The 23005-nt window shown below is 63.7% G+C and carries 23 protein-coding genes and 1 tRNA gene; 9 read left to right on the forward strand and 15 right to left on the reverse strand.

What is annotated here, in order from left to right; genetic code table 11:
* Positions 1–74: 74 nt before the first annotated feature.
* Genes ACERIT_RS05830 through ACERIT_RS05840 form a run of 3 tightly spaced genes read right to left on the reverse strand, consistent with a single transcriptional unit; the run spans position 75 to position 3801 of the window.
* Positions 75–959 (reverse strand): ABC transporter permease, encoded by an 885-nt coding sequence (locus tag ACERIT_RS05830; protein WP_373673897.1) that lies wholly within the window; start codon positions 957–959, stop codon positions 75–77.
* Positions 956–1708, reverse strand: coding sequence for an ABC transporter ATP-binding protein (locus ACERIT_RS05835; RefSeq protein ID WP_373673898.1), 753 nt, complete (start codon positions 1706–1708; stop codon positions 956–958). Before ACERIT_RS05835 ends, ACERIT_RS05830 begins: the two co-directional genes overlap by 4 nt.
* On the reverse strand, positions 1705–3801 hold the full coding sequence (locus ACERIT_RS05840; RefSeq protein WP_373673899.1) for a NosD domain-containing protein: 2097 nt from the start codon (positions 3799–3801) through the stop codon (positions 1705–1707). The genes ACERIT_RS05835 and ACERIT_RS05840 overlap by 4 nt, the downstream gene beginning before the upstream one ends.
* 109 nt (positions 3802–3910) lie before the next feature.
* On the opposite strand from ACERIT_RS05840, the gene ACERIT_RS05845 reads away from it, so the two are divergent.
* On the forward strand, positions 3911–4504 hold the full coding sequence (locus ACERIT_RS05845) for a nitrous oxide reductase accessory protein NosL (protein WP_373673900.1): 594 nt from the start codon (positions 3911–3913) through the stop codon (positions 4502–4504).
* Positions 4505–4985: 481 nt separating this feature from the next.
* On the opposite strand, the gene ACERIT_RS05850 is transcribed toward ACERIT_RS05845, so the two are convergent.
* The 5 genes from ACERIT_RS05850 to ACERIT_RS05870 form a co-directional block, all read right to left on the reverse strand.
* Positions 4986–5225, reverse strand: a complete 240-nt coding sequence (locus tag ACERIT_RS05850) for a hypothetical protein (RefSeq protein ID WP_373673901.1) — start codon at positions 5223–5225, stop codon at positions 4986–4988.
* Positions 5226–5328: 103 nt separating this feature from the next.
* Complete coding sequence (locus ACERIT_RS05855) at positions 5329–5559, reverse strand: CbaC protein (RefSeq protein ID WP_373673902.1); 231 nt, start codon at positions 5557–5559, stop codon at positions 5329–5331.
* Positions 5559–7316: a b(o/a)3-type cytochrome-c oxidase subunit 1 gene (locus ACERIT_RS05860; protein WP_373673903.1), complete on the reverse strand. Its 1758-nt coding sequence runs from the start codon at positions 7314–7316 to the stop codon at positions 5559–5561. Before ACERIT_RS05860 ends, ACERIT_RS05855 begins: the two co-directional genes overlap by 1 nt.
* Complete coding sequence (locus ACERIT_RS05865) at positions 7309–7827, reverse strand: cytochrome c oxidase subunit II (protein ID WP_373673904.1); 519 nt, start codon at positions 7825–7827, stop codon at positions 7309–7311. The genes ACERIT_RS05860 and ACERIT_RS05865 overlap by 8 nt, the downstream gene beginning before the upstream one ends.
* 3 nt (positions 7828–7830) lie before the next feature.
* Entirely contained in the window at positions 7831–8007 is a 177-nt protein-coding gene (locus ACERIT_RS05870; protein ID WP_373673905.1) for a hypothetical protein, read from the reverse strand.
* Positions 8008–8107: 100 nt separating this feature from the next.
* On the opposite strand from ACERIT_RS05870, the gene ACERIT_RS05875 reads away from it, so the two are divergent.
* The 4 genes from ACERIT_RS05875 (at position 8108) to ACERIT_RS05890 (ending at position 11820) form a co-directional block, all read left to right on the forward strand.
* Complete coding sequence (locus tag ACERIT_RS05875) at positions 8108–8290, forward strand: hypothetical protein (RefSeq protein ID WP_373673906.1); 183 nt, start codon at positions 8108–8110, stop codon at positions 8288–8290.
* A gap of 18 nt (positions 8291–8308) precedes the next feature.
* On the forward strand, positions 8309–10783 hold the full coding sequence (locus ACERIT_RS05880; RefSeq protein WP_373673907.1) for a heavy metal translocating P-type ATPase: 2475 nt from the start codon (positions 8309–8311) through the stop codon (positions 10781–10783).
* A gap of 96 nt (positions 10784–10879) precedes the next feature.
* Positions 10880–11248, forward strand: a complete 369-nt coding sequence (locus ACERIT_RS05885) for a universal stress protein (RefSeq protein ID WP_373673908.1) — start codon at positions 10880–10882, stop codon at positions 11246–11248.
* Entirely contained in the window at positions 11245–11820 is a 576-nt protein-coding gene (locus ACERIT_RS05890) for an N-acetyltransferase family protein (protein ID WP_373673909.1), read from the forward strand. Before ACERIT_RS05885 ends, ACERIT_RS05890 begins: the two co-directional genes overlap by 4 nt.
* 136 nt (positions 11821–11956) lie before the next feature.
* On the opposite strand, the gene ACERIT_RS05895 is transcribed toward ACERIT_RS05890, so the two are convergent.
* Complete coding sequence (locus ACERIT_RS05895; RefSeq protein WP_373673910.1) at positions 11957–12406, reverse strand: universal stress protein; 450 nt, start codon at positions 12404–12406, stop codon at positions 11957–11959.
* 84 nt (positions 12407–12490) lie between these two features.
* Here ACERIT_RS05895 and ACERIT_RS05900 point away from each other — a divergent pair, with 84 nt between their 5' ends.
* Together ACERIT_RS05900 and ACERIT_RS05905 are read left to right on the forward strand one after the other, a co-directional pair.
* Positions 12491–12919 carry a universal stress protein gene (locus ACERIT_RS05900; protein WP_373673911.1) on the forward strand — a complete coding sequence of 143 codons (429 nt, stop codon included), beginning with the start codon at positions 12491–12493 and terminating at the stop codon, positions 12917–12919.
* Between the two features lie 66 nt (positions 12920–12985).
* Complete coding sequence (locus ACERIT_RS05905) at positions 12986–14320, forward strand: DHH family phosphoesterase (RefSeq protein WP_373673912.1); 1335 nt, start codon at positions 12986–12988, stop codon at positions 14318–14320.
* Positions 14321–14431: 111 nt separating this feature from the next.
* Here the strand turns inward: ACERIT_RS05905 and ACERIT_RS05910 are convergent, their stop codons facing one another.
* Both ACERIT_RS05910 and ACERIT_RS05915 read right to left on the reverse strand, forming a co-directional pair.
* Complete coding sequence (locus ACERIT_RS05910; protein ID WP_373673913.1) at positions 14432–14863, reverse strand: DUF5807 family protein; 432 nt, start codon at positions 14861–14863, stop codon at positions 14432–14434.
* A 228-nt stretch (positions 14864–15091) separates the two neighbouring features.
* Positions 15092–16903 carry an excinuclease ABC subunit C gene (locus ACERIT_RS05915; RefSeq protein WP_373673914.1) on the reverse strand — a complete coding sequence of 604 codons (1812 nt, stop codon included), beginning with the start codon at positions 16901–16903 and terminating at the stop codon, positions 15092–15094.
* A gap of 169 nt (positions 16904–17072) precedes the next feature.
* On the opposite strand from ACERIT_RS05915, the gene ACERIT_RS05920 reads away from it, so the two are divergent.
* Positions 17073–18257 carry an aspartate kinase gene (locus tag ACERIT_RS05920; RefSeq protein WP_373673915.1) on the forward strand — a complete coding sequence of 395 codons (1185 nt, stop codon included), beginning with the start codon at positions 17073–17075 and terminating at the stop codon, positions 18255–18257.
* A gap of 18 nt (positions 18258–18275) precedes the next feature.
* Here the strand turns inward: ACERIT_RS05920 and ACERIT_RS05925 are convergent, their stop codons facing one another.
* Together ACERIT_RS05925 and ACERIT_RS05930 are read right to left on the reverse strand one after the other, a co-directional pair.
* A complete protein-coding gene (locus tag ACERIT_RS05925) occupies positions 18276–18956 on the reverse strand; it encodes a metallophosphoesterase (protein WP_373673916.1) in 681 nt (226 codons plus the stop codon).
* A gap of 57 nt (positions 18957–19013) precedes the next feature.
* Positions 19014–19604 carry an IMP cyclohydrolase gene (locus ACERIT_RS05930; protein ID WP_373673917.1) on the reverse strand — a complete coding sequence of 197 codons (591 nt, stop codon included), beginning with the start codon at positions 19602–19604 and terminating at the stop codon, positions 19014–19016.
* Between the two features lie 110 nt (positions 19605–19714).
* On the opposite strand from ACERIT_RS05930, the gene ACERIT_RS05935 reads away from it, so the two are divergent.
* Positions 19715–19787, forward strand: a tRNA-Gln gene (locus ACERIT_RS05935).
* 12 nt (positions 19788–19799) lie between these two features.
* Here the strand turns inward: ACERIT_RS05935 and cgi121 are convergent.
* Together cgi121 and ACERIT_RS05945 are read right to left on the reverse strand one after the other, a co-directional pair.
* A complete protein-coding gene (gene cgi121 / locus ACERIT_RS05940) occupies positions 19800–20456 on the reverse strand; it encodes a KEOPS complex subunit Cgi121 (RefSeq protein ID WP_373673918.1) in 657 nt (218 codons plus the stop codon).
* The gene (locus ACERIT_RS05945; RefSeq protein ID WP_373673919.1) at positions 20453–22954 is read right to left on the reverse strand and encodes an ATP-dependent DNA helicase; all 2502 of its coding nucleotides are present in this window, start codon (positions 22952–22954) and stop codon (positions 20453–20455) included. The genes cgi121 and ACERIT_RS05945 overlap by 4 nt, the downstream gene beginning before the upstream one ends.
* Between the last annotated feature and the right edge of the window lie 51 nt (positions 22955–23005).

A 23005-nucleotide genomic window follows, 5' to 3' on the forward strand; every position in this document is an offset into this window, starting at 1 on the left:
CGCCGGGCCATCTCCGTCAGTATTCGTACTGGCGTCCCTCCGACCGTCAGTATCCGTATTGGCGGACCTACTATTCACTCACCGTCCGCGTTTTCTCGCTCGTGTACCCGCCGTCGAAGCCGTTCGATGGCGTCGCCAACGCGACTGCCGTAGGCCACCACGGCGATCGATGTCGCGATCCCGGCGACCGTCCATCCGACCAGCCCTGCGATCGCTCGACCTGGTGAGATGAATCCCGATTCCGGAGCGAACGCCACCCCGATGACGTACTCCAGAACGAGACCGCGGAAGGCTCCGTTGGGCGTCATCGCCAGGAGATCCGGGAGCGCGCCGGCATCGGAACTGTCGCGTAGTACGTCCATCACGACGAGATCGCCGCCGAGCACTCCGCCAACGAGCACGAGCGTGGCGATGGCGATCGCTCCCCGTCGACTCCGAACCAGCGTTCCAGCAGCCATTGCGGCGGCGAGATATGTGACTCCGAGCAGCCAGACGAACGCCAGGAACCGCACGTAGACGATCGGCGAGTCGACGCCGGCGTGTGTGGCGTAGATCCCCGTCTCCGGACTGGCCGTGAGCCAGATGTAGCCTCCAAGGAGCGCGAACGGGCCGATCACGGCGAGTAACGCGAGGATTCGCCCGAGGAGAACGCCACAGACGTACGCGGGCACCGATACCGGATACGTTCGTATCACCGCTAGCTCCCCGCGTTCGGCATCGGCGAGCAACGCACGGTACCCGAGGACGACCGCCAACAGCGGAACGAGTACTTCCGTCGGAACGAGCAGATCGACGATCGCCGGAATGAATCCTGTTCGTCCCCCACCGCCGATGACGAGCACCCCACTCAACACGGCGAGGAGACCGATCGACAACAGCCAGTAGCCCGGCGTGCGAACGACCGTCGTGACCTCCCGCCGGAAGACGGTTCCGACCGCTCGCAGTCTGCGTGCCGTCACGGGCTCGACACCCCCGTGATGTGAACTGCCCGTTTCGGCTCCCGCTGATCCCCGTTTGCGTCCCCGTGAACCACGGATCGGTAGAGTTCGTCGATGGTCTCGACGTCGTATGACTCCCGAAGGTCCCGGATCGATCCCGCAGCGCCGATCGATCCGTGAACGAGACAGACGATGCGGTCCGCATACCGGTCGACGAGTTCGAGATCGTGTGAACTCATCACGATCGCGGTGTCCGAATCGGCGTGATCCGCGGCGAGTTCGAAGGCTCGCTCGCGCATTCCGGGATCCAGTCCGCTCGTGGGTTCGTCCAGAACGATGACGGGCGGGTCACCGATCGTCGCCTGTGCGATCCCGAGTAGCCGTCGCATCCCACCTGAAAGCGCCTCGACGCGACGATCGCCGGCGTCGGCCAACCCGACCCGTTCGAGGTGTTTCTCCGGGTCGTCTCCGACGAGTCGCGCGTAGAACGCGAGCGTCTCACGGGCGGTAAAGCCGTCGCGAAACGGGACTCGTTGCGGGAGATGGCCGATCGGTCGGTCGGCGTCCGGTCCGAGGTGGGTGATCGTCCCGTCGATCGGGGCCGTCTCACCGACGATGGTTCGAAGTAACGTCGACTTTCCGGAGCCGTTCGGTCCGATCACGGCGGTGATTCCGGGGTGAACGTCGAGTGAGACGTCCGATAACACCGGGATACCGCCGTAGGTTCGGGTTACGTTCTCGACTCGAAGTAGTGGCCGTTCGTCGTTCATTCATGTCCCTCCGTCTCGTTTCGCATCGACTCCTCATCGGTTTCGTTCGTCGCGTCCGTCTCGACGGTCGTCTCGCTTTCGCTTCCGAGAACGGTTTGGTTCGTCGCCAACGTCTCCTGCCAATCGACCTCGATCGGCTCGTTCGATTCGGTTGCCCGATCGATACGATCGGGGGAATACGGTGTCCGCGCGGGGATGGGATCGATCACGCTCCCCGCTCGTGCGCCCGGAACCGATCCCCGGAGCGCATCGAGGGCGCGCATCGCCGGCGATTCCGCAAGCGTCGTCGCGGCAGGTTCACGATGAAGTGCTGCATCCACCGGCGAGCTCGGTCTGTATGCGCGAGCGAGGGCGTCCGACTGCGGACCGGGATCCCCGCCCACCGTCCTGCCCGTTCGATCGGGTCGCTCGTAGGCACCCTCCCAGTAGTTTCCGTGATCGCCGTCCGCCCAGATCCGGAGCGGTCCCGCGCCGGCCGAGGCGTGTTGGTCGTTTCCGACGAAGTCGTTTCTCGCAAGCCGGCTCGATGGGATCACGGTCGTCGAGCGGATTCCCATCTCGTTGTCGGCAAGCACGTTGTACTCATAAACCGACTCTCGGGCGTTCGTCGTCAACCCGAGTTCGTTGTTTACGAGCGTGTTATATCCGATGTAACTGCGAATCCCGGACGGCTGGATCCCGCTTGGCGTCCGTCGAACGTCGTTCCCGACGATCGCGTTTCCTTCGGGACGCGTCATCACCGTGATCCCGCCGAACTCATGATCGCGGAACGTGTTATCGGCGATCAATGCGTCACTCGTGTACATCAGATGGATCCCGTAGCGGTCGTCCCGGAACGTACTGTTTCGGATCACCGAATCGTCCGCGCGATGAAGGTAGATACCGTCTCGACCGCCGGCGAACTCGCTTTCGCTCACCGTTATCCTCGAGTTCATCGCGGTGACTCCCATGAAGCCACCCTCCCAGGTCTCGGTTCCATTCACTCGGACACCCCGGATTACTGCATCCGATCCCTCCCGAAGGAGGATGCCGCTTGCCTCCGTCTCGATGGCCGTGTTCGTGACGACGAGTCCGGGGGACTCGACTGCCTTGATCCCGGCATCGCCGTAGCCGTACCCCAACTGGATGTTTCTGTCCCACTCCTCGTCACCCTCCGGTCGCTGGCTGACGGCGTCGTCGTCGCGCGTTCGGTTCCCCGTCCCCGAGATCCGAAGCCCGGAGATCGCGACGTTCGGCGATCGAACCGTAATCACCGATCCCGTCCCGTTCCCGCGAATAGTCGCCGCCTGCCCGTCGATCGTCACCGGCTTTTCGACCGTTACGGTCTCCTCGTAGGTTCCTTCGGGGACGACGACCGTCGTGTTCGGCTCGGCCAGCTCGACCGCTCGATCGATCGACTCCGCATCCGTTCCGACGACGACCGACGTGGGCCGGTCGGCTCGTCGCTTTCCGTTTTCGATCCGTTCGTCGCCCTGCGCCCAGCGTTCGGGAACCTCCCGCCGAACGGCGTTCGCAGTGTCCACGTCGAACGATTGATCCTGAAGATCGGTCCACTGGAGCACCTCGCCGCCGTACTCCGCGGTGAATGCCTCGGCAGCCGACCGATCGGCGAACGGAATCACGGTCTCGCCGGCTGACGTTCGGGCCCCGCTGTCGACGACGTAGACCGCCTCATCGACCGGCGTCCATTCCGGAGATTCGGCCGTCGTAAAGCGTCCCTCCTCGTCGATGTCCGGGGACGTTCCGTCGAACGTCTGTACGTACGCGACGGTCGGGTACCCGAGTTGCTGTTCGGTAAACTCGTCGTTCAGGGCCGCGACCATCGTCTCGATGCCCGCATAGCCAACCACGTACTGGAACTGCGAGTAGAACACCTGTGCTTTCGGGATCTCCCGTTCCTCGGCCATCGTTTCGTCGGTCTCCGCCGAGACACCAAGCTCCGCGGTTCGATCGTAGGCGACGGGATCCGGTGCAGCCGCTCCCACGTCCACCACGAAGGCCGCCACGACGACGATCATCACGATCGCGATCGCGATCCAGACGCCGGCGAGGACCGTTCGTGAGTACTCCGCAAACGGGTCGAACCTCGACACGTCGATGCCTAGCAGATCCGAACGGATAGCCGATCTGGTTCGTTCCTCGAACGACGATCGTGGATAATTACACACAATATTTATGTGTATATTACCAACGTGTGATCGTATGACCTCAGATCGGAGTCCGTCTTCTCGACGATCCGCGTTGGGACGGACGACCCTTCATCGACGTACGCTGGTCGGCGTTATCGCGAGTACCGGATTGGCCGGTTGTCTCGGTAGATTCTCCGAGGATCCCGAACCGATCGCGCTCACCGGGCAGCGTGAGTGTGACAACTGTGGCATGATCGTGTCCGATCATCCGGGTCCAGTCGGCCAGATCTACTTTTCGAACGACGACCCAGAGGGCGGCCGTCCGGGACAGTTCTGTAGTTCGACGTGCGCGTACACCTATCGGTTCGAGCAGGAGGATGCCGGCCGAACAGTGGAGGTGATGTATCTGACCGATTACTCGATCGTCGACCAGGAGGTACGCGAGGAGGGAGGTGACGTTCTCTTTTCGTCCCACGTCGAGGCGGACGCGTTCGCGGCGATCGATGGCTTGACCGTCGTCGCCGGAAGCGACGTCGTCGGCGCGATGGGCCCCGAACTCATTCCGTTTAGCGATGAGGACGACGTCGAGTCGTTCCAAGAGACGTACGGCGGGGAGGCGTTCGCGGCCACCGAAGTCGATCGCACCCTGTTGGAGGGACTCAAGTAGTCGTTCTTGGAAGCGAGAATGCCGGACGGATCGCCATCGGTATCACAAGCGTCGGATCGACGGTGGCAGCCGATATCACCGACGATGTCCTCATCGTACGAAATCGAGATTTGGAAAGAACCGAGACGTTGGATCCGGCCACTGCAGATAGCAGTCGAGAACGGAGTGTCTCCTTGGCAATTAACTGAAATTAGGCTCTAAGTCCCCTTCCTCAAGGAGTCGTTCGAGAATCGAAGATTTCTGGTGTGCGAACGAATCGCAGAGCGATTCGTTAACGCCTGTGGAGACTGCGCTCCCTGTGGATACGTCCGTATCTGCAAAGCGCGTCGTAGAAGCAGGAAGCCCCCCTCAAGGAGCGAACGGCGTCAGCCGTGAGCGAGTAGGGGTGGGGTAGTTCACTAGCGGTACTCGCACGTCGGTCCACGGATCCGTCGGCCAGTTTCAGCTCCCGATTCGCTCGATCAATCACCGATTCGTCCGATCAACCACCGATCCGACCACGATTTCGACCGGTGGATCGGCTGACGGCGACCATGAGGGCCGCGAGCATGAGTCCGAAGACGAGCGTGCTGATCCCGATCGGGGAGACGGAGATCGTCCCGCTGCCCAGAACGGTAATCCCAGCGACGGCCGCCCCGAGGACCACTGCGATCCCGAGCAGCACCGCTCCGATCAGCTTGATCGCCTTATCGAGTTTCGAGATCGATCGCTGCTGTGACATACAGGTAATTGTAGGACGTTCACTCTTAAAGCGACGACGGGGATTCCCAAAACGATGGAACGCCTATCCACCGGAAATACGGTCGAACGCCGATTCGGGGGTTCTACTCCCGGCCGCTCGCCTCGACGAGTTCCGATCCGGTCTTCCACTTGTCGAAAAAGGAAACGTACCAGTAGATCACGAGCAGCAACGCGAGGACGCCGATCAGGTACGGAACGATCGGCACACTCACGCCGAGGAACTCGAGCAGCGTCCGAAACTCATAGAGAGCGGCGCCGAGGACTGCAAGGCCCACCAACAACCCGCCGCGAGTCACGGAGAGGAGGTCCGGCATCACGACCACCCCGACGTTATCGCGTCGATCGCCTGACTCGCCGTCCGAGAGCCCATCTCGAGCATCATCGGATATGCATCGCCGCCGGGGCCGAAGAGCCCGCCACGGGAGATGATTGCGGCGATCGGCAACACGTACGCCAGGATCACGAGTAGGACTGCGATGCCGCCCCACAGACGAATGTTATCGAGCACGAGCGGTGCGTCGTCGGACCCGGAGATCGGCTCGGCGATCGTCACCCCGAGCCCATCGGTCCGGTCGTTCCCCATCGTTAACACGACGTTGCTGAGGAACATCATGGCGGAGATGAAGAGGATCGTTCCGCCGACGGCGATCTGGAGGTTCAACTCCTGGAAGCCGCCGAATGCGGTCCCGTAGTCGAACCCGGCGTACTCCGGCTCGGCCGTTCGTCGAGGCGTGCCAAGTAGCCCCTGTGCGTGCATCGCGTTGGACATGAGCGCCATCCCCGCGAACCATAAGACGACCTGGGCTAGGCCGATCGGTTTGCTGTAGATCGGTTTGTTCGTGATCTGAGGCCACAGCCAGTAGGTCACGGCCATGAACGTCAACGCGACCGCGGTGCCGACGGTGAGGTGGAAGTGACCTGGCACCCAGATCGTGTTGTGGATGAGGTAGTTGATGTTCATTCCGGCGTTCACCATTCCGGAGAAGCCGCCGGCGGCGAACATCAACCCGGCGAGCATCATTCCGGTGAAGGCCGGATCACGCCATGGCAGCACTCGCAGCCACCCGAACAGCCCGGTCCCGCCCCGAACTCGAGCGCCGTATTCCACGCTCGCCACCACGGTAAATGCGGTCAAGAGGCTCGGCAACAGGAGGAACATCGTGTTGGTCATCGCGACGAATTTGAACCCCTCAGCGATCCCGGGATCCAGGTACTGGTGGTGAATCCCGACCGGAGTCGACAACAACAGGAACAACACGAACACCACGCGCGCGAGCGGATCGCTGAAGAGCCGTCCGCCGGCGATCGACGGCAGGACGGTGTACCAAAGCAGGTACGCCGGCATCAACCAGAAGTAGACGACCGGGTGGCCGAAGAACCAGAACAGCGTCCGCGTCAACGTCGGGTTGACGGTGTCGATCAGCCCGAGTGACCACGGAAGCAGGAACACGAGAACGGAAATCGCGATCGCCGAGGTCGCGATATACCACATGATCATCGTCGTCAAGACCATGAACGCCTGCAACGGGATCCGCTCGTCCGGATGCTCGCGCCGCCAGGCGAGGAACGTCCGCCACCAGTCGAGCCCCGCAAGCCACGTTCCGACGAGGAAGACGGCAAGGCCGCCGTAGAACAGCGAATGCGCCTGCAATGGGGCGTAGAAGGTGAACAGCACATCGGCGCTCATGTCGACGGCGCTCGTGAAGCCGGCGAGGATCGTTATCCCCGTAAGCGTCATCCCGGTCGCCATCAGTCCGTACCACGCCCATGTGAATCGGCGGTCCACGAGAGGGCGATCGAGGCTCCGTACGAGCGCCCATGTGAACAGTCCAACGAGGAAGAAGATGGTGAAGCTCAACACCAAGAACACGCCGTGAGCCGTGAGGAACGTGTAGTAGTCGACCGAGCTGAACGGCCGCGCGATCCCGGTTCGATGGAGCGTCTGAATGATCCCGAACGTCGTTCCGATCGCGAACGCGAGGAACGCGCCGAGGAACGAGGCTCGAATGATCCGGGCCTCCTCGGGGAATCGATCGTAGAAGGTCGCCGTGGCGTCGGCGGCCTCACTCATCTCCATCACCGTCCTCGTTCGACGCGTCGAACTCCTCTTGGGGGACGACTTCCAGTTTCCCCTCCATGGTGTGGTGGGCCGCCCCACAGTACTCGTTACAGAGGATGCCGTACTCGGTCGGCTCGCCCGTCTCGACGGTTATCGTCGAGACCTCGCCGGGGATCACCATCGTGTTGGCGTTCGTTCCGACCACCTCGAAGCCGTGGGTGACGTCCCGTGAGGTCACCATTATCGTCACGGTGCTGTTCGCCGGAACCACGATCGGATCGGGACTAAACCCGAACTGGTAGGCGACCACGTACGCTTCGTATTCGTTCTCTCCGACTCGTTCGACGCGTGGCTCGGCGAAGCGATCGTCCTCGTCCAATGCGGTCGGATCGACGGTCGGCTGATCAGCGGCGACCATCGCGACGCCCGGTCCAACTGCGCCGTAGGTAACCGATCCGATCAAAAGCAGGATGAGCCCGAGTGCCAACCCCAACCAGATCTTTTCGTAGCTATGTACGTGCATGAATTATCCCACCACTATCAGGTCGTTTCCGAGGAACTCCACGAAGTAGATGAATACCCACATTATCACGAGGATCGCGAAGTACATCAGGATCAACGCGAGGGTTCCCTTCGGATCGAACGACTTCGGGTCCTCGGCCAGCGCGCTCCCTTCCGACTGGTCGGTTTCGGCCGTTCCCATGAACGGGAGTTACCGGACCGATCTACTTATATTGGGAGGTCGGTCCCGCCGAGTGGGATCGCCCCCTGTTTATTTACGATCGCAAGACGGATGACTGTTTATGGACCTACCCGTTCACCGAGTCGCTCTCGTGGGACTCCTCGCGATTCCCGCCGCGATCGTCTTCGCCCTCTCCCGGGGAGAGCCGGTGATCGCGATCGCAGTCGTCAACGTGCTCATCATCGTCGGGAGCCTCCTTCGAGCGATGTCCGGCGAGACCGGATCACACGCCGCGGCGGCGTAAGTCATCCCCCTCACTCGAATGCCCTGTTCGCTCTGTGATCTTCCCACGCCCGAGGATCCCGTCACCGATCCGGACGTCGACGGCGAGTTCTGCTGTCGCGGCTGTCTCGAGGTCACCAGGTCGCTCGGCGGGCTCGAGGAACTGGAGGCGGCCGCGGAGGATGCCGATGCGGTCGTCGCTGCTGGCACCGATCCGGGCGGTGTGCCCGGTGCAGCTGGCCGAGAGAGCGCCACCGGGACGATCGATGACCTCGAGACCACTTACCTCCACGTCGACGGGATGCACTGTGCGACGTGTGAGCGATTCCTCGAGTTGACGGCGGCGAACGCGGAGGGAGTCGAAGTGGCCACCGCGAGTTACGCGACCGACACCGTCCGCGTCGATCACGATCCCGATCGGATCGATCCGGATGGCCTCAAACGAACCCTCTCGACGGCGGGCTACGAGGCCACCGATCGTGCCGATCGATCGCCACACGGCGACGATATCGATGTCGTCCGATTCCTCGTCGGTGGTGGTCTCTTCGGGATGATGACGATGCTGTGGTACGTGCTGTTTCTGTATCCGACCTACTTCGGCTACGAGCCGCTCGTCGATCTCGGTGGCGTTACCGGGTTATATCTGTTCGCCCAGATCTGGGTGTTCTCGTCAGTCGTCCTGTTTTATACCGGCTTCCCGATCCTTCGGGGAGCCTACGTGAGCCTCAGGTCCGGCCGGCCGAACATGGATCTCCTCATCTCGCTCGCCGCGGTCAGCTCCTACGGATACAGCACCCTCGCGATGCTGCTCGGTCGAACCGACCTGTACTTCGACGTGACGATCGCCGTGATCCTCGTCGTGACCGCGGGGGGGCAATACGAGACGCGGATCAAACGACGGGCGACCGGTCTGCTTTCGGAGTTGACGGCCGCGGTGGAGGATACCGCTCGGCTAGCCTCCGGCGAGGAGGTCGCCGTCGCCGATATCGAACCGGGAGCCAGACTTCGCGTGCTCCCCGGCGAGCGGATTCCGCTCGACGGAACCGTGATCGAGGGGACGGCTGCCGTCGACGAGGCCCTCGTCACCGGCGAGTCGATCCCCGACACGAAACGTCCCGGTGATGAGGTGCGCGGCGGGACGATCGTCGCCGACGCGCCGATCGTGATGGCGGTTGGCGACGAGGCCTCGAGCACGCTCGATCGACTCGTCGAATTGCTGTGGGACGTCCAGAGCTCTCGGTCGGGCGTACAGCGACTCGTCGACCGGCTCGCGACCGTCTTCGTCCCGCTCGTCGTCGCCATCGCCGTCGTCGTTGGCCTCCTCAGGCTGGCAACCGGATCGTCACCGACTGCCGCGGCGCTCATCGCGCTTTCGGTCCTCATCGTCTCGTGTCCCTGTGCGTTCGGGCTTGCGACCCCGCTTGCCGTCGCTTCCGGCATTCGTCAGGCAGCCGAGCGAGGGATCGTCATCGTCTCCGATGCCCTCTTCGAGGAGGCGACGTCGATCGAGACGATCGTCGTCGACAAGACCGGGACGCTCACCGACGGCCAGATGCGAGTGATCGACGTCGAAACGGCGGCTACCGTCCCCACGGACCGGCTACTCCGTCGGGCGACCGCGCTCGAACGTGCCTCTCCCCACCCGATCGCCAGGGCGATCGTCGAGAATGCGGACGATCTTCGATCCGACGGCGGTCGTGTCGACGCGACGTCGATTTCCCGGACTGATTCGGCCGATTCGGCTGATCCGGTCGATGCGGATGCGGAATCCGAACGGTTCACTGTCTCTGATCCCACGGTTCACGATCGTGGCGTCGTCGGATCCATCGACGGGGTGGAACATCGGGTCGGTCATCCATCGCTGTTCGACGACTGGACGATCCCCGATCGTCTCGATTCCGTCACCACAGCCGTCCGAACGCGGGGAAACGTTCCCGTCCTCGTCGGCTGGGATGGTGTCGTTCGCGGGATCATCGCGGTCGGCGACGACGTTCGTGACGGCTGGGAATCGTTCGTCTCCGATCTCCACGACCGGGATATGGAGGTCGTCCTCCTTACGGGCGATAGCGTCGAATCCGCCGCGCGATTCGAGGACCATCCGCACGTCGATCGGGTCTTCGCCGGCGTTCCACCGGCTGCGAAAGCGGAGACCGTCTCCCGTCTCGCCGCAACCCGTTCCGTGGCAATGGTCGGCGACGGGAGCAACGATGCGCCGGCGCTCGCGGCGGCGACGGTCGGGATCGCGGTCGCTAGCGGGACCGACCTCGCGCTGGAGGCCGCCGACGCGATCGTGATGGACGACCGTCTCGCCGCGATTCCGGAACTGTTCGAGGTCACTACCGGCACCAACCGTCGGATCAAGACCAACCTCGCGTGGGCGCTCGTCTACAACGCGGTCGCGATCCCGCTTGCGGTCGCCGGGCTGTTGAACCCCCTTCTCGCCGCGATCGCGATGGGATCGAGCAGCCTCCTCGTCGTCGCCAACTCCTCGCGGTCGATACTCGATGATCGCTGATCTGTAGCCGATCGATATCGATTCCCCGTCCGTGACGAGCGCGGATCGGTGTCGCCGACGAACACGTTTTTTATATCGGGGATCGAGATGAGGCGTATGAAGGTACTTCTAGGGATTGGCGGCAGCGAGGATTCGTTCCGTGCCCTCGAACGGACGGTCGATCGGGCCAGGGCCGCGGGCGACGATATCGTGGTCGCGGTAGTGGAGAATCCCGACACCGATCGCTCCCACGAGGAGGTGACCGAACGCGTCCGGTCGGTCGTCGATGAGGCGGATATCGAGGTCGAGGTTCGCCATATCGAAGGCGACCCCGGAAGCCAGATCGTCGAGATCGCCGAACGTGAGGGATTCGACCAGATCGTCCTCGGTGGCGGACACACCAGTCCGATGGGCAAGATAACTCTCGGGAACATCGCCGAGTTCGTGCTGTTGAACGCTAAAACCACCGTCACCCTGGTTCGATGATGCCATCGCGTTTTCCCGATGAGGTCGCAGGCGAGTTCCAACCCCCACCGATCGATTTCGAGGACGGGGAGGATCGCCACATCCAGATCCGTGTTTACGACGAATCCGGGGCGGAATACGAGGCGCTCGTCGAGATGTACGACGCCTTCGATCCCGCTGATAGAGCACAGGGAATCCCGCCGACCCGTCCCGAGGAGATCCGGCGGTGGCTCGATTCGATCCTTGACGAGGACTGTTACAACGTCATCGCCTGGCACAACGATGCCGTCGCCGGACACGCCACCCTGGTTCCGGCCGACGACGCCCACTACGAACTCGCTATCTTCGTCCACCAGGACTACCAGGAGGCCGGTATCGGAACTCGACTCATCCGCTCTCTGCTCGGGCACGGACAGGAATCCGGCGTCGAGACGGTCTGGTTGACCGTCGAACGGTGGAACCGTGCGGCCGTCGGACTCTACGAGAAGATCGGATTTGAGACCTCCGACGCCGAAAGCTTCGAGATCGAGATGGTGCTTCGGTTGAACGAGACCGACGGATCGGGATCGGCGGCGTCGGATGAGAACGGCTGAGCCGGAACGCGGATCGTTTCGAACGTGGGCGATCGGATTTGAAACAGGCCGATCGGATTTGAAACAGGCCGATCGGATTTGAAACAGGCCGATCGGATTTGAAACAGGCCGATCCGATTTCGAAAACGGGGCGGACTCAGACCGACAATACCGGCTGGCTCGCGTACAACAGGACGTACTCGGCCGCCTTCTCCAGCACCTCGCCGGGGTCGCCCGAGACCGGCTCGCGGGGGACCACGAGGAAGTCGGCATCCACCGCCTCCGCGGTGTCGAGGATCACGCTTCCGGGATGGGTCGTCTTCACTCTCGTCGAGAAGCCGTAGGCGATCGAGCTGGTGACGTCGACGCCTTCGGCGTTGGCTTGATCAAAGATCGTCTCGGTGAATGCCTCCGTGTCCTCGGCGATCACCGATTCGTCCACAGCGTCGGTCTCGATCGCGCGAGTGACGTCCTCCCCGAGGAGATACACGGCGTGGACCGTCGCGTCGTACTCCTTCGCGACAGCGATCGCGTACTCGACCGCCTGCTGTGACTCGTCGCTGCCGTCCACGGGTGCCAACACCAGGTCGATGTCGAGGGTCGCCATACGTCATCGGTCGGCATCGGCGGTTAAAAAGCCCCCTGTCCGATGGAGCGTCCCTTTTAAGCACCGCGCCGGCGAACGCCCGGTATGTTCGATACGATCGTCATCGCCACCGACGGCTCCGACAGCGTGCGTCGCGCCGTCGATGTCGCCCTGGATCTCGCCGAGCGGTTCGACTCCACGGTCCACGCGCTGTACGTGATTGACAGCGGCGAGGTCGAATCGTCTCCCAAGGAGGTCCGAGACGACCTTCGCGAGGCGCTCAACGAGCGCGGCCAGTCGGCGCTGACAGACGTCGAACGACGATCGGAACTCGCGGTGGAAACCGCCGTTCGTGAGGGACGTCCCGCCGGGGAAATCTCCACGTATGCTCGCGAGGTCGACGCCGATGTCGTCGCCACCGGGACGCGGGGTCGTCACGGGGAAAACCGATTCCTGATCGGGTCGGTTGCCGAACGCGTCGTGCGTACCTGTCCGGTTCCCGTTCTCACGGTTCGACAACTCTCCGAGGAGTGAGGATCGAGGCTCCCCGCCGCATCCGACAACGGCGGAGTTTTCCACTTCGCGGCCGGAGGGAAGGACATGGACGACGAACTCATCGATGACGGGTCGATCCCGCTGTCCCGCCGCACCCGGCTCCCGGGCAAGGGGTTCTTTTATCCGGATTCGCTCGACGACGACCGTGCCGAACGACGCACGCGGGAGGCAGTCGAGGGCGCGGACGCCGTGGTCATCGCCGATTCCGACGCCGATGGACTCGCGTGTGTCGCGATGATCCGCGAACGCTACGATGCCGCTCTCGACGTGGCAAGCTTCGAAGCTGACATCGAGGATCGCCTTCCGGACGACCTCACCGACTCGGATGCGGGCGCCGATTCGACGAGCGATCGCGCGGACGACTCGGCGGACGAGTCCCCCGAGGACACCCCTGGTTCGGACGATGGGGATGGCGCTCACGAGGATACCTCCAATTCCGATGATACGGACGATCCCCACGGCCGCTCCTCGGTCGCGCTCGTGGCGGCCGGCCCCTACTCGCTCGATACGGCGTTCGAACGCGTCGCGGAGTACGCCGACTCCGGGATCGACCTGTACGTCTGTGATCTCTGTCCTGACGAATTCGAGTGGATTGAGGCGCCACTCGTCGATCTCCTTGAGATCTCCGAAACCGCCCGCTGGTTCGACCACCATCAGTGGGATGACGCCGCACTCGAGGCGGTCCGTGGAGCCGGCGTCGACCTCGTCGTCGGTGACTCCGAGGAGGAGTGTACGGCCGACGTCGCCCTTCGGTCGCTCGATCACGACTTCGCCGATCGGTGGCAGGAACTCGCCGCAGTCACCCGCGATCACGACCTGTGGCTCAAGGAGGACTCGCGCTCTGACGATCTGGCCGATTACGCCTACTGGACGTCGCCCGAGGAGTACGTCACCATGGTCGGGTCCTACGGTGCGGACCTTCCCGAACCCGTCGGGCATTTTCTCGAACACCGTCGGGTCGAAAAGCAAAACCGAATCGAGGCGGCCGTCGAGCGGGCGACGTTCCATGCCGTCGGCGGATGGTCGGTCGCAGTTACCTACGGTCGGTGTTCACAGAACGAGGTCGCCGAAACGCTCCGAGAGCAGGGAGCCGACGCCGCCGTGATCGTCAAACCGGCGGGATCGGCGTCGATCCGCGGCTCGGAGGACTTCGAGCGTGCACACGAGGTGGCCCGGAGGGTGAACGGCGGCGGGCATCCGAAGGCGGCCGGCTGTAAACCCGATATCTACGACGACATGCTCGATTACGCCTACCACTGGACGACGGAGGGACAAGCCGCACGAAAGCTGATCGTCAATGCCTTCGAGGCCGTCGCCGAAGAAGCCGCGGCGCCGGACGACGCCGGTTCGGACGGTTCGGAGACGGAGGACGCCGCATAAATCGACGACGATCGGTGGTCTCGCCCCTCCTGCTCTCCTCATTCCTTTCCGTTTTCGCTGTACTCTCACCGGTGGTTTTCACCCTCTCACTCGCCAGTGAGTTTCACCCTCTCACTCGCCGGCGATCCATTTCCGGGAGAAGTTCTCCCCGCACGAACAATGCGCGTACGCGTGGATCACGTCACCTTCGGCATAGAGGCCGCCGACGTCCTCGTTTTGCCCCTCCGCGAACGCGAAGACGAACTCGACCTCGTGGGTCGTTTCGTCGTCCTCGCCCTCCGCCGGACAGGTCGCGCCGTCGAGCGTCTCGTCTATCTCTCCGGTCGTCTCCATCGCCTCTTTCGTGAATTCCATTACGTCCATTCCGGTACCTGCTTCGAATGCCGATCGGCCACGTTCGCCGTCAGCAACCACTACGACGCCGTTTTCGCGCTCGTCACCGACGTTTCGAAGCCGCGAGTCGGCATCCAGGGCGGTGTCGCTTACGAACAACACGACGTCATCGAGCCGCTCGCCGGCAAGGAACTCCTCCAGATCGCTCATACCTGACGTGGACGGTCCCGACCTAAAAGGGGTGCGTCCTCGGAACGCTCCGCTCCAGCCTTCGCGTCCGAGCGTTCATACACGATTACGACCCAGTCGCCACATCGTTTAGGTATCGCCGCGGGACGGACTGCGATAGTGTGGCGCGACGTCCCGCGTCAGGTCCAGCGCCACCTGTTCGCCATCACCCGTCTCGTCCGATCGCCTCACAGCCGATCGGTTCGATCCTCAGAGTCGCGTCTGAAGCGTCTCGGCAGTCTGCTCTCCGATCCCATCGACGTCGGTGAGGTCATCCATCGACGCCGATCGCACTCCCTCGACCGATCCGAACCGACGCAGCAGCCGCGTCCGCGTTTCGGGTCCGACACCGGGAATCTCATCGAGCACCGTCGAGACGTCGTCGCGAATCGACTGATGGTACTGGACGGCGAATCGATGCGCTTCGTCACGGACGCGCTGGAGCAGCCGAAGCTCCGGCGCGTCGCTGGGCCAATCGCGAGGTCCATCGAGGGTGATCACGATCTCGTCGGCCTTTGCGAGTCCGACGATCGGAACCTCCCAGCCCGCCGCCGTGATCGCCTCGATCGCCGCTTGAAGCTGCCCCTCGCCACCGTCGACGAGCAGCAAATCCGGGTCCGATCGGTCGTCGCGACCGTCGATCGCCCGATCGGCTCGCCATCGAACCAGATCCCGCATGTTGGCGTAGTCGTCGTTGCGATCGGGAAGCTTCTTGCGACGATACGCGCTCGTCTCCGCCGATCCCTCGACGAAGCGGACGTTCGATCCGACCACCGCTCGTCCACCGGCGTGGCTCACGTCGAACCCCTCGATGCGCTCCGGGCGATCGATCCCGAGCCGGTCTGCCAGCGCCGAGAGCTCGTCCGTCCGGCCAGTTCGCCGTCGAGCGTTCTTCAACGCGAGATCGACGAGCTTCGCTTCGCGTCCGGCGCCTGGAACTTGGACGGAGACTCCCTCTCCCTCGAGCCAGCGAACCACGTCGTCGTCCGTCGGTCGTTCGGATAACAGGATCGCATCTGGAAGCTCTCGCTCCGCGTAATACTGCGTGAGGAACGCCGACAATACCGCAGCCGGGGAGGCTACCGTCCCGTGTTCGTCATCCGGATCGTTCCATCCATCACGACTGTCCCCATCATCCGCGGCATCGCCCTCGTTCGATTCGATCGTCGGCGAGTCAAGCCGATGCCGGCTCCGATCGACGAGCTGTCCGTGCGAGCTGTGAAGCCGAGCGACGCGTGCGGTCTCCCCTTCGACTGTCGCTGCGAGCACGTCCATCGTTTGGTCGTCCGAGCGTGTGGAAACGGCCTCTTCACCTCCGCCGTGGAACGCCTCGATCGCATCCAGCTCGTCCCGGAGGTGCGCGGCTCGTTCGAAGTTCTCCCGTTTTGCGGCTGCGTTCATCTCCTCCCGGATCGGATCTGCCAGTATACCCGTCTCACCGTCGAAAAATCGGCGAACGGTATCGACGTCGTCGACGTATCCCTCGGTATCGATCTCGCCAGTACACGGTGCCGAGCACAGCCCCATCTCGTGGTCGAGACACGGGCGATCGCGATTGCGATACTTGTGCTCCGAACAGCTTCGCAGTCCGTAGATCTCCCGGATCGCCTTACAGACCGTTTCGACTCGCCCCCTGTCGGTGTAGGGCCCGTAAGCTACGGATCCCTCTTCGGGATCTCGGGTGATCGCCATCCGTGGCACCTCGTGGTCGGTCAACTCGACGAGCGGGTAGGACTTGTCGTCGGTCAACCGCACGTTGTACCGGGGTTGGTGACGCTTGATCAGGTTTGCTTCCAGCAGGAGCGCCTGCGTCTCAGTGTCGGTGACGGCGAAGTCGATCGCATCAGCCCGCTTGACCATGCCGCGGATTCGGGCCGAACGTGGGTCCGCATACGACCGAACGCGGGTCCGGAGATCGACGGCCTTTCCGACGTACAACGTCGTCTCTCCGGAGACGAACTGGTAGACGCCCGGTTCGGTCGGGAGATCGGCCGCATGTTTGCGAACGTCTCCGGTCTCCATCGCGTTCGACTTGGACGCTGACGGGCTTGAACCGTACGGTGTCCGAGTTCGGGCTGTGAGCGACTCCGATCGCCGCCGATCGCTCGGAACAGACAGACACAGTTATGCGGATCCCTCCGTTACGGCCGGACATGACTGACCGTCACACGACGTCTAACGGGGGCGTACGATGCGAGTAGTGACGAAGTTCGGTGGAACCAGCCTCGGAAGCGGCGACCGGATCGGTCGGGCCGCCGACTCGATCGCGAAGGCCGTCGAGGATGGCCACGAGATCGCCGTCGTTGCCAGCGCGATGGGATCGACGACCGACGAACTTCTCGATGAGATCACCTTCGAGGCTGACGAGGCCGACCGGGCGGAGATCGTCTCGATGGGCGAACGAACGAGCGTCCGAATGCTCAAGGCCGCACTCGCCGCCCGCGGCGTCGAGTCGGTTTTTCTCGAACCGGGACACGACGACTGGCCGGTCATTACGAACGAGATCGGCGAACTCGACGTGGAGGCGACTCGCGAACGCGCCGAAAAGCTCGCCGACGAGTTGGACGAGGTCGTCCCGGTTATCACGGGCTTTCTCGCACAGGATCACCTCGGTAACGTCACCACGCTCGGTCGCGGCGGCTCGGATACCACCGCGGTAATGCTCGGCAACTACATGGATGCCGACGAGGTCGTCATCGTCACCGACGTCGAGGGCGTGATGACCGGTGATCCACGTGTCGTCGAAGGAGCCAGAAACGTCGGTCGGATCACGGTCGATGAGCTTCGAAACCTCTCGTTCCGGGGCGCGGAAGTCGTCGCGCCGAGTGCGTTGTCGTACAAGAGCGAGGATATGAACGTCCGCGTCGTCCACTACCAACACGGCGACCTTCTCGACGGGGGCACGCGGATCGAAGGACAGTTCGAAAATCTGATCGACATGCAAGAACAGCCGCTCGCGTGTCTCACCGTCGCCGGACGGGCGATCCGAAACCGGCCGGGGATACTCGCGGATCTGTCCGATGCCCTCCAGACGGAGGACATCAATATCGACGCCGTCGCCTCCGGGATGGACTCCATAACGTTCTACGTCGACCGCGAACGATCAGAGACGGCCGAGACGCTGCTCCATGAGCGGGTCGTCGATGATGACACTCTCTCGTCGGTAACGGTCCACGATCCGATCGCCGTCATCCGGCTGACCGGCGGCGAGCTTCCGAACCGACCCGGAATCATCAAGGAGATCGTCTCCCCGCTTGCGGCCGCCGGGATCAACATCGTCGATCTGATCACGAGCGCGACGTCGGTCGCCCTGTTCGTCGCCTGGGAGGATCGCGAGGAGGCCCTGAGGATCGTCCAAGAGGAGTTCGATCAGTAAGCGTCGATCGCCCGGCCGTCATCTTCCCTCACGCAGTCGCGTCCCGATCCGATCCGGAAGGTCGGCTTCACGGACGGCGTCAACGACCGCCTCCACGTCGTAGTCGACCCGCCGCTCCTCGACGGTCATCGCGTCGAGATCGACGATCGCGTAGGCAGCCCGCGGATCGCCGTCCCGCGGTTGCCCGATGCTACCGGGATTGAGGACGATACCCTCCTCGTAGATCTCGTGTGATTGCACGTGGGTGTGGCCAAGAACCAACACGTCGGGGACGTCACCCGTGGAGCCGGCCTCCGCGAGCAGTCGGGGAGCGAACTCCCCAGGGCGAGTATACCGGTCGGGGTCGGTCGGATGACCGTGTGCGAGGTGAACCCGCCCGCTGACCGTCCGCCGTTCCGGCGGGAGCCCCTCGAGCCACTCGATCTGCGCGTCCGAGAGATGTCGTTTCGCGTAGCGCACGCCGGCGCCCGCGAGGCTATTGAATCCGAACGTGGTGCCTCCGACAACCGCGCGATCGTGATTCCCAGCGATCGTCGTCGCGCCGAGTTCGCGGATCCGATCGACGCACTCGCCCGGCCAGGGATTGTATCCGACGATGTCGCCCGCACACACCGTTCGGTCGACGTCGGGCATATCCTCGAGGACGGCTTCGAGCGCGACCCGGTTTGCATGGACGTCCGAGATCACTCCGAGACGCATCGTTGAAGGATATCCGTTGCCGGACGGTTAGCTCTTCGGTGGCTGCCCGTTCGTTGATCAGTCCCCGTTTTCGAGGGCGAGCGTGACCTCGTCGTCAGCCACCGCCGCCGCGGCCGCACAGACGGGGTGTTCGAACTCCGCGGAGAGGACTTCTCGTGCAGCCGTCCCCGCGCTCGTCGCTTCGAGGTCGTGGGCCTCCGGTGAATCGATCTCGTAGGTCGCGACCATCGTCGGCTCTGAGACCGTCTCGACGAGCAGTGCGTCGCGACGGACGGTCCCGATGAGGGCGCTTTCGGGAGCGATCACGCCGGCGATCCGGGGCGTGTCGTAGTCGTCCTTCTCATAATCGAGCGCGAGCAGGGGTGTCGCGAGCGCATCACGTGCCGGATACCCGGTTTCGAGTTTCTCCGCGATCGGGTCGACATGTGAACCGTTTCCGATCACGGCTCGCCGGTCACCGGTCGGCGTTTCGACTGGACGCACGCAGTTGTAGGAGACGTACGGGTTGTCGGTCGGCTCGGCGTCCTCGGTTGGAACCACCGTGAGCGTGCCGTTTCGATCGACGACCTTGCGGTTCGGGAACGATCGCGAGGAGACGCGGTAGGCACCGATACCCGGGGCGACGACGACGAATCGTCCAACGTACATACTCCTCGCTGGTGACTTCTCCGATATGTCTATGTCGGTTCGTATCGCTCCGTGTCGGTCCGGTTCGGAACACTCATAACGCTCGACGGGATACCAATGAGTGCCGATAGAGTCCATTGGGGTAGTGGCCAATCCTGTTGCCTTCTGGGGGCAACGACCCTGGTTCGAATCCAGGATGGACTACTTTTTGCGCCCTCACTTCTCGACGTCCAACAGCGCGACGCGTTCCTCGATCACGTCCGTGAGCGTGCCGTCCGTCGCCGCCAGTTCCCGATCGGTGACGTCGTAGAACGATCGAACCCGATCCGTATCGGTCCGCTCAGCGAGCCGGTCGACCGATCCCCCCGGCTTGCAGACGGTTGCGTCGACGAACAAAGCCCTAACCCGGTCGATGGCCGCCTCGATGTCGCCATCCCGTCCGTCATTTGCGGTCTTCCCGATCCGGTTCGCATCGTTGTTTGCCGGCGCGTACACGACCGCGATCGCCGGCGTTTCTCCCTCGTCTACTCCCATCTCCAGTGCATCGTCGATCTGGCGTCTGCCCGCGGCGTACAACAGCGTCTCGACCGCCCGGTCCCGGGCCACCTCCTCGCCGCGTTCGACGGCTCGCTCGGCGCGTGCGACCGCACGCTCGAGATGGGTCGTCGAGACGACGTAGCGTGCGTCGAACACCTGAACGACCGTCCCGGTCGTCTCCCGGATCGAGCGCACCGTTCGAAGGAACGCATCGAGATCGTCGATCGACGTCGTGCCGACGACGAATCTCGGACCGACGATCGGTCGTTCGGCGTCGTCCTCGGACGCGTCGCTTCCCTCGTCCGCGGCCCGCTCCCCATCTGACGACTCGGTCATCGGAAGTCACCCAGGTTCGACTGCCCGTCGCCCTCCTCACCGGAGGTCCCCGCGGTCGCCGCCGCCGAGGCGGATGCGTCCGCTCGAACGCCCTCCATCGACGGGTCCTCGCGGCCCGCATTCTCCAGGATCGTCTCGGCAGTCCGTTCGCGGCCGCGAAGGGCTCCCAGCACGACCGACTTGTCCACCGTCCGCAGGTCGCTACGCGATTCGATTCCCGCTTCGTAGAGCCGTCTCGCCCGTTTTCGGCCGACCTCGCGGACGCCGGCCAGATCCAGAAGCTCCTCGCGGACGCCGTACTCGATGCGTTTCCTCGCCGCCCGGATCTGGCCGACGCCGTCGATCCCGATCTCGCCGGCGAGCGTCTCGGCGGCGCGCAACAGCCACTCGGCGGTGTCGACTTTCCCGCGAATGTCTCCGGGACCGACCTCGTAGCGCTCCGCGATCCGGTCTTCGTCCACCTCGTTTGCCCAGTCCTCGAGGAGCCGGGCGGTCTTCAACGAGGCAAGCCAGTCATCAAAGCGGACGTCCTCGTGTTCGGAGGGGGTTGCTCCAAGCAGCTCGCCCTCGCGTTCATAACACGTCTCCGTGTACCGCGTTTTATCACCTGACTTGAGGTAGAGTTCGTACATGTCCGGCGTCCGGCTCACGAGATGATACAGCCCCAGCGGCGAGAGATCGACGGATCCGGTATCAGCTGTCCCGGTGGACTCTCCCCCGCTTGATGCGTCGTCCTCGACCCGGCTGTAAGTCATGAACCCGACCTCGTCATCGATGTCATCGGTGTCGTCGTCACCCTCGTCGTCGCTTCCGCTTCCGTCTCCGTCGGACGTCGGGCCGCCGGTCGGCGCGTATCGATCGTCTCCCGATCGTGCGGCTTTCCCGGTCTCCGGCCCTCCCTTGCCGGCCGCACGCAGTCCGTCGATCATCTCCGCGGCGCTCATCGGATCGAGATACTGTCGCGAGACGGTATGGCCGATCGAGGTCGCGAAAAGCGACTCCCCGTCGGACCCGTGATCACGTTCGAGAAAGTCGTTCACCGTTAGATACTCGATGACTGCATCGGTGACGCTCTCGAGGTGCCGGTCGTCGTCGGCCTGTGAGGCATACAGGGTGTTCCGGAGAAACTCGAAGAGTTCGCCGCGCGTTGAGGCGAATCCGGTGGCGATCGTCGCGAGGACGTGCGTCCGAAGCGCGGGTTCGGCAGCGAGCTTCGATCGCACCGGTTCGGGATCCGCCCAGACGTATCGATCGAACAATTCGTCGGACTCCTCCGTGCTTCCCGCGAGCAACACGGCCTCGCCGTAGGGATCGAGTCCGGGACGACCCGCGCGGCCGCACATCTGGTGGATCTCGAGAACGTCCAACGGTTTCATCCCGCCGAACTCGCCGTCGTAGCGGCGCCAGTCGCGGACGATAACCCGCCGCGCGGGGGTATTCACTCCGGCGGCTAGCGTCGGCGTTGCGCAGATGCACTTGACGAGACGATCCCGAAACGCCTCCTCGACAAGCGAGCGGTTCTCGCTTGCCAGCCCCGCGTGGTGAAACGCTGCTCCGCGTTCCACGGCCGCGGCGAGATCCGATGCGATCTCCGTTTCGGAGGCGTCGCGGATCTCCGCTGCGAGCGAGCGGAGTTCGGCACGCTCGTCGTCCGTGAGATGATCTCCGGTGACCCGGGCCAGATCCCGCGCCGCCGACTCGGCGTTGCGTCGGGAGTTGACGAACACGAGCGAGGATCCGCCCCGTCCGTCCTCGACGGTATCGAGTGCGTCCCCCACGAGTGCCGCGGTCTGGTCCTCGCTCGGATCGTCGCCGACGGGGACCTCGCGTCTGCTCCCGTCCGCGAAGTCGATCGCGTCCCCCGAGTGGACGCCCATCCGGAGGTCGATCGGACGCCAGTCGGATTCGACTAGCTCCGCGTCGAGCCAGTCGGCGATCTCCGCGGCGTTGCCGACCGTTGCCGAGAGTGCGACCGTCTGGAGCCCCTCGTTGATCCGTCGCAACTTCGCGAGCGTCACCTCAAGCGTCGGCCCGCGGGTGCGGTCGTTGACGAGGTGGACCTCGTCGCTCACCACACACGAGAGTTCGTCTATCCACGGCGCTCCGTTGCGGATCAACGAGTCGACCTTCTCGCTCGTCGCCACGATGACGTCGCGCGTGGCAAGCCATTCGCCGTCCGATTCGTAGTTGCCCGTCGAGACCCCGACGGTCACCCCGAACTCCTCGAAGCGCTCGAACGCCTCGCGCTTTTCGGCGGCGAGCGCGCGAAGCGGAACGATGTACAGCGCCTTCCCGCCGCGTTCGATCGCCGACAGCATCGCGAGTTCGGCGATCAGCGTCTTGCCGGAGGCCGTCGGTACCGCGGCGACGAGGTTTTCACCCTCGATCAGCCCGGCATCGACCGCCTTGGTCTGCGGCGGGTAGAGATCCGAGACCCCCTCGGCCTCCAGGGCCTCGCCGATCCCCGGCGGGAGGCCGGAGAGCGAAGTCGGTTCCATCACGCCTTCCTTGGCGCCCGTTCCGGTTTAAACGATCGGAGTGGGGGCCGG

The organism is Halopenitus sp. H-Gu1 (assembly GCF_041821145.1).
GTDB lineage: Archaea > Halobacteriota > Halobacteria > Halobacteriales > Haloferacaceae > Halopenitus.

Coding starts and splice junctions, on each gene's coding strand:
- ACERIT_RS05835 (WP_373673898.1), bottom strand. CDS start 1,708: ATGAACGACGAACGGCCACTACTTCGAGTCGAGAACGTAACCCGAACC.
- ACERIT_RS05845 (WP_373673900.1), top strand. CDS start 3,911: ATGACCTCAGATCGGAGTCCGTCTTCTCGACGATCCGCGTTGGGACGG.
- ACERIT_RS05850 (WP_373673901.1), bottom strand. CDS start 5,225: ATGTCACAGCAGCGATCGATCTCGAAACTCGATAAGGCGATCAAGCTG.
- ACERIT_RS05855 (WP_373673902.1), bottom strand. CDS start 5,559: ATGCCGGACCTCCTCTCCGTGACTCGCGGCGGGTTGTTGGTGGGCCTT.
- ACERIT_RS05860 (WP_373673903.1), bottom strand. CDS start 7,316: ATGAGTGAGGCCGCCGACGCCACGGCGACCTTCTACGATCGATTCCCC.
- ACERIT_RS05865 (WP_373673904.1), bottom strand. CDS start 7,827: ATGCACGTACATAGCTACGAAAAGATCTGGTTGGGGTTGGCACTCGGG.
- ACERIT_RS05870 (WP_373673905.1), bottom strand. CDS start 8,007: ATGGGAACGGCCGAAACCGACCAGTCGGAAGGGAGCGCGCTGGCCGAG.
- ACERIT_RS05875 (WP_373673906.1), top strand. CDS start 8,108: ATGGACCTACCCGTTCACCGAGTCGCTCTCGTGGGACTCCTCGCGATT.
- ACERIT_RS05880 (WP_373673907.1), top strand. CDS start 8,309: ATGCCCTGTTCGCTCTGTGATCTTCCCACGCCCGAGGATCCCGTCACC.
- ACERIT_RS05885 (WP_373673908.1), top strand. CDS start 10,880: ATGAAGGTACTTCTAGGGATTGGCGGCAGCGAGGATTCGTTCCGTGCC.
- ACERIT_RS05890 (WP_373673909.1), top strand. CDS start 11,245: ATGATGCCATCGCGTTTTCCCGATGAGGTCGCAGGCGAGTTCCAACCC.
- ACERIT_RS05895 (WP_373673910.1), bottom strand. CDS start 12,406: ATGGCGACCCTCGACATCGACCTGGTGTTGGCACCCGTGGACGGCAGC.
- ACERIT_RS05900 (WP_373673911.1), top strand. CDS start 12,491: ATGTTCGATACGATCGTCATCGCCACCGACGGCTCCGACAGCGTGCGT.
- ACERIT_RS05905 (WP_373673912.1), top strand. CDS start 12,986: ATGGACGACGAACTCATCGATGACGGGTCGATCCCGCTGTCCCGCCGC.
- ACERIT_RS05910 (WP_373673913.1), bottom strand. CDS start 14,863: ATGAGCGATCTGGAGGAGTTCCTTGCCGGCGAGCGGCTCGATGACGTC.
- ACERIT_RS05915 (WP_373673914.1), bottom strand. CDS start 16,903: ATGGAGACCGGAGACGTTCGCAAACATGCGGCCGATCTCCCGACCGAA.
- ACERIT_RS05920 (WP_373673915.1), top strand. CDS start 17,073: ATGCGAGTAGTGACGAAGTTCGGTGGAACCAGCCTCGGAAGCGGCGAC.
- ACERIT_RS05925 (WP_373673916.1), bottom strand. CDS start 18,956: ATGCGTCTCGGAGTGATCTCGGACGTCCATGCAAACCGGGTCGCGCTC.
- ACERIT_RS05930 (WP_373673917.1), bottom strand. CDS start 19,604: ATGTACGTTGGACGATTCGTCGTCGTCGCCCCGGGTATCGGTGCCTAC.
- cgi121 (WP_373673918.1), bottom strand. CDS start 20,456: ATGACCGAGTCGTCAGATGGGGAGCGGGCCGCGGACGAGGGAAGCGAC.
- ACERIT_RS05945 (WP_373673919.1), bottom strand. CDS start 22,954: ATGGAACCGACTTCGCTCTCCGGCCTCCCGCCGGGGATCGGCGAGGCC.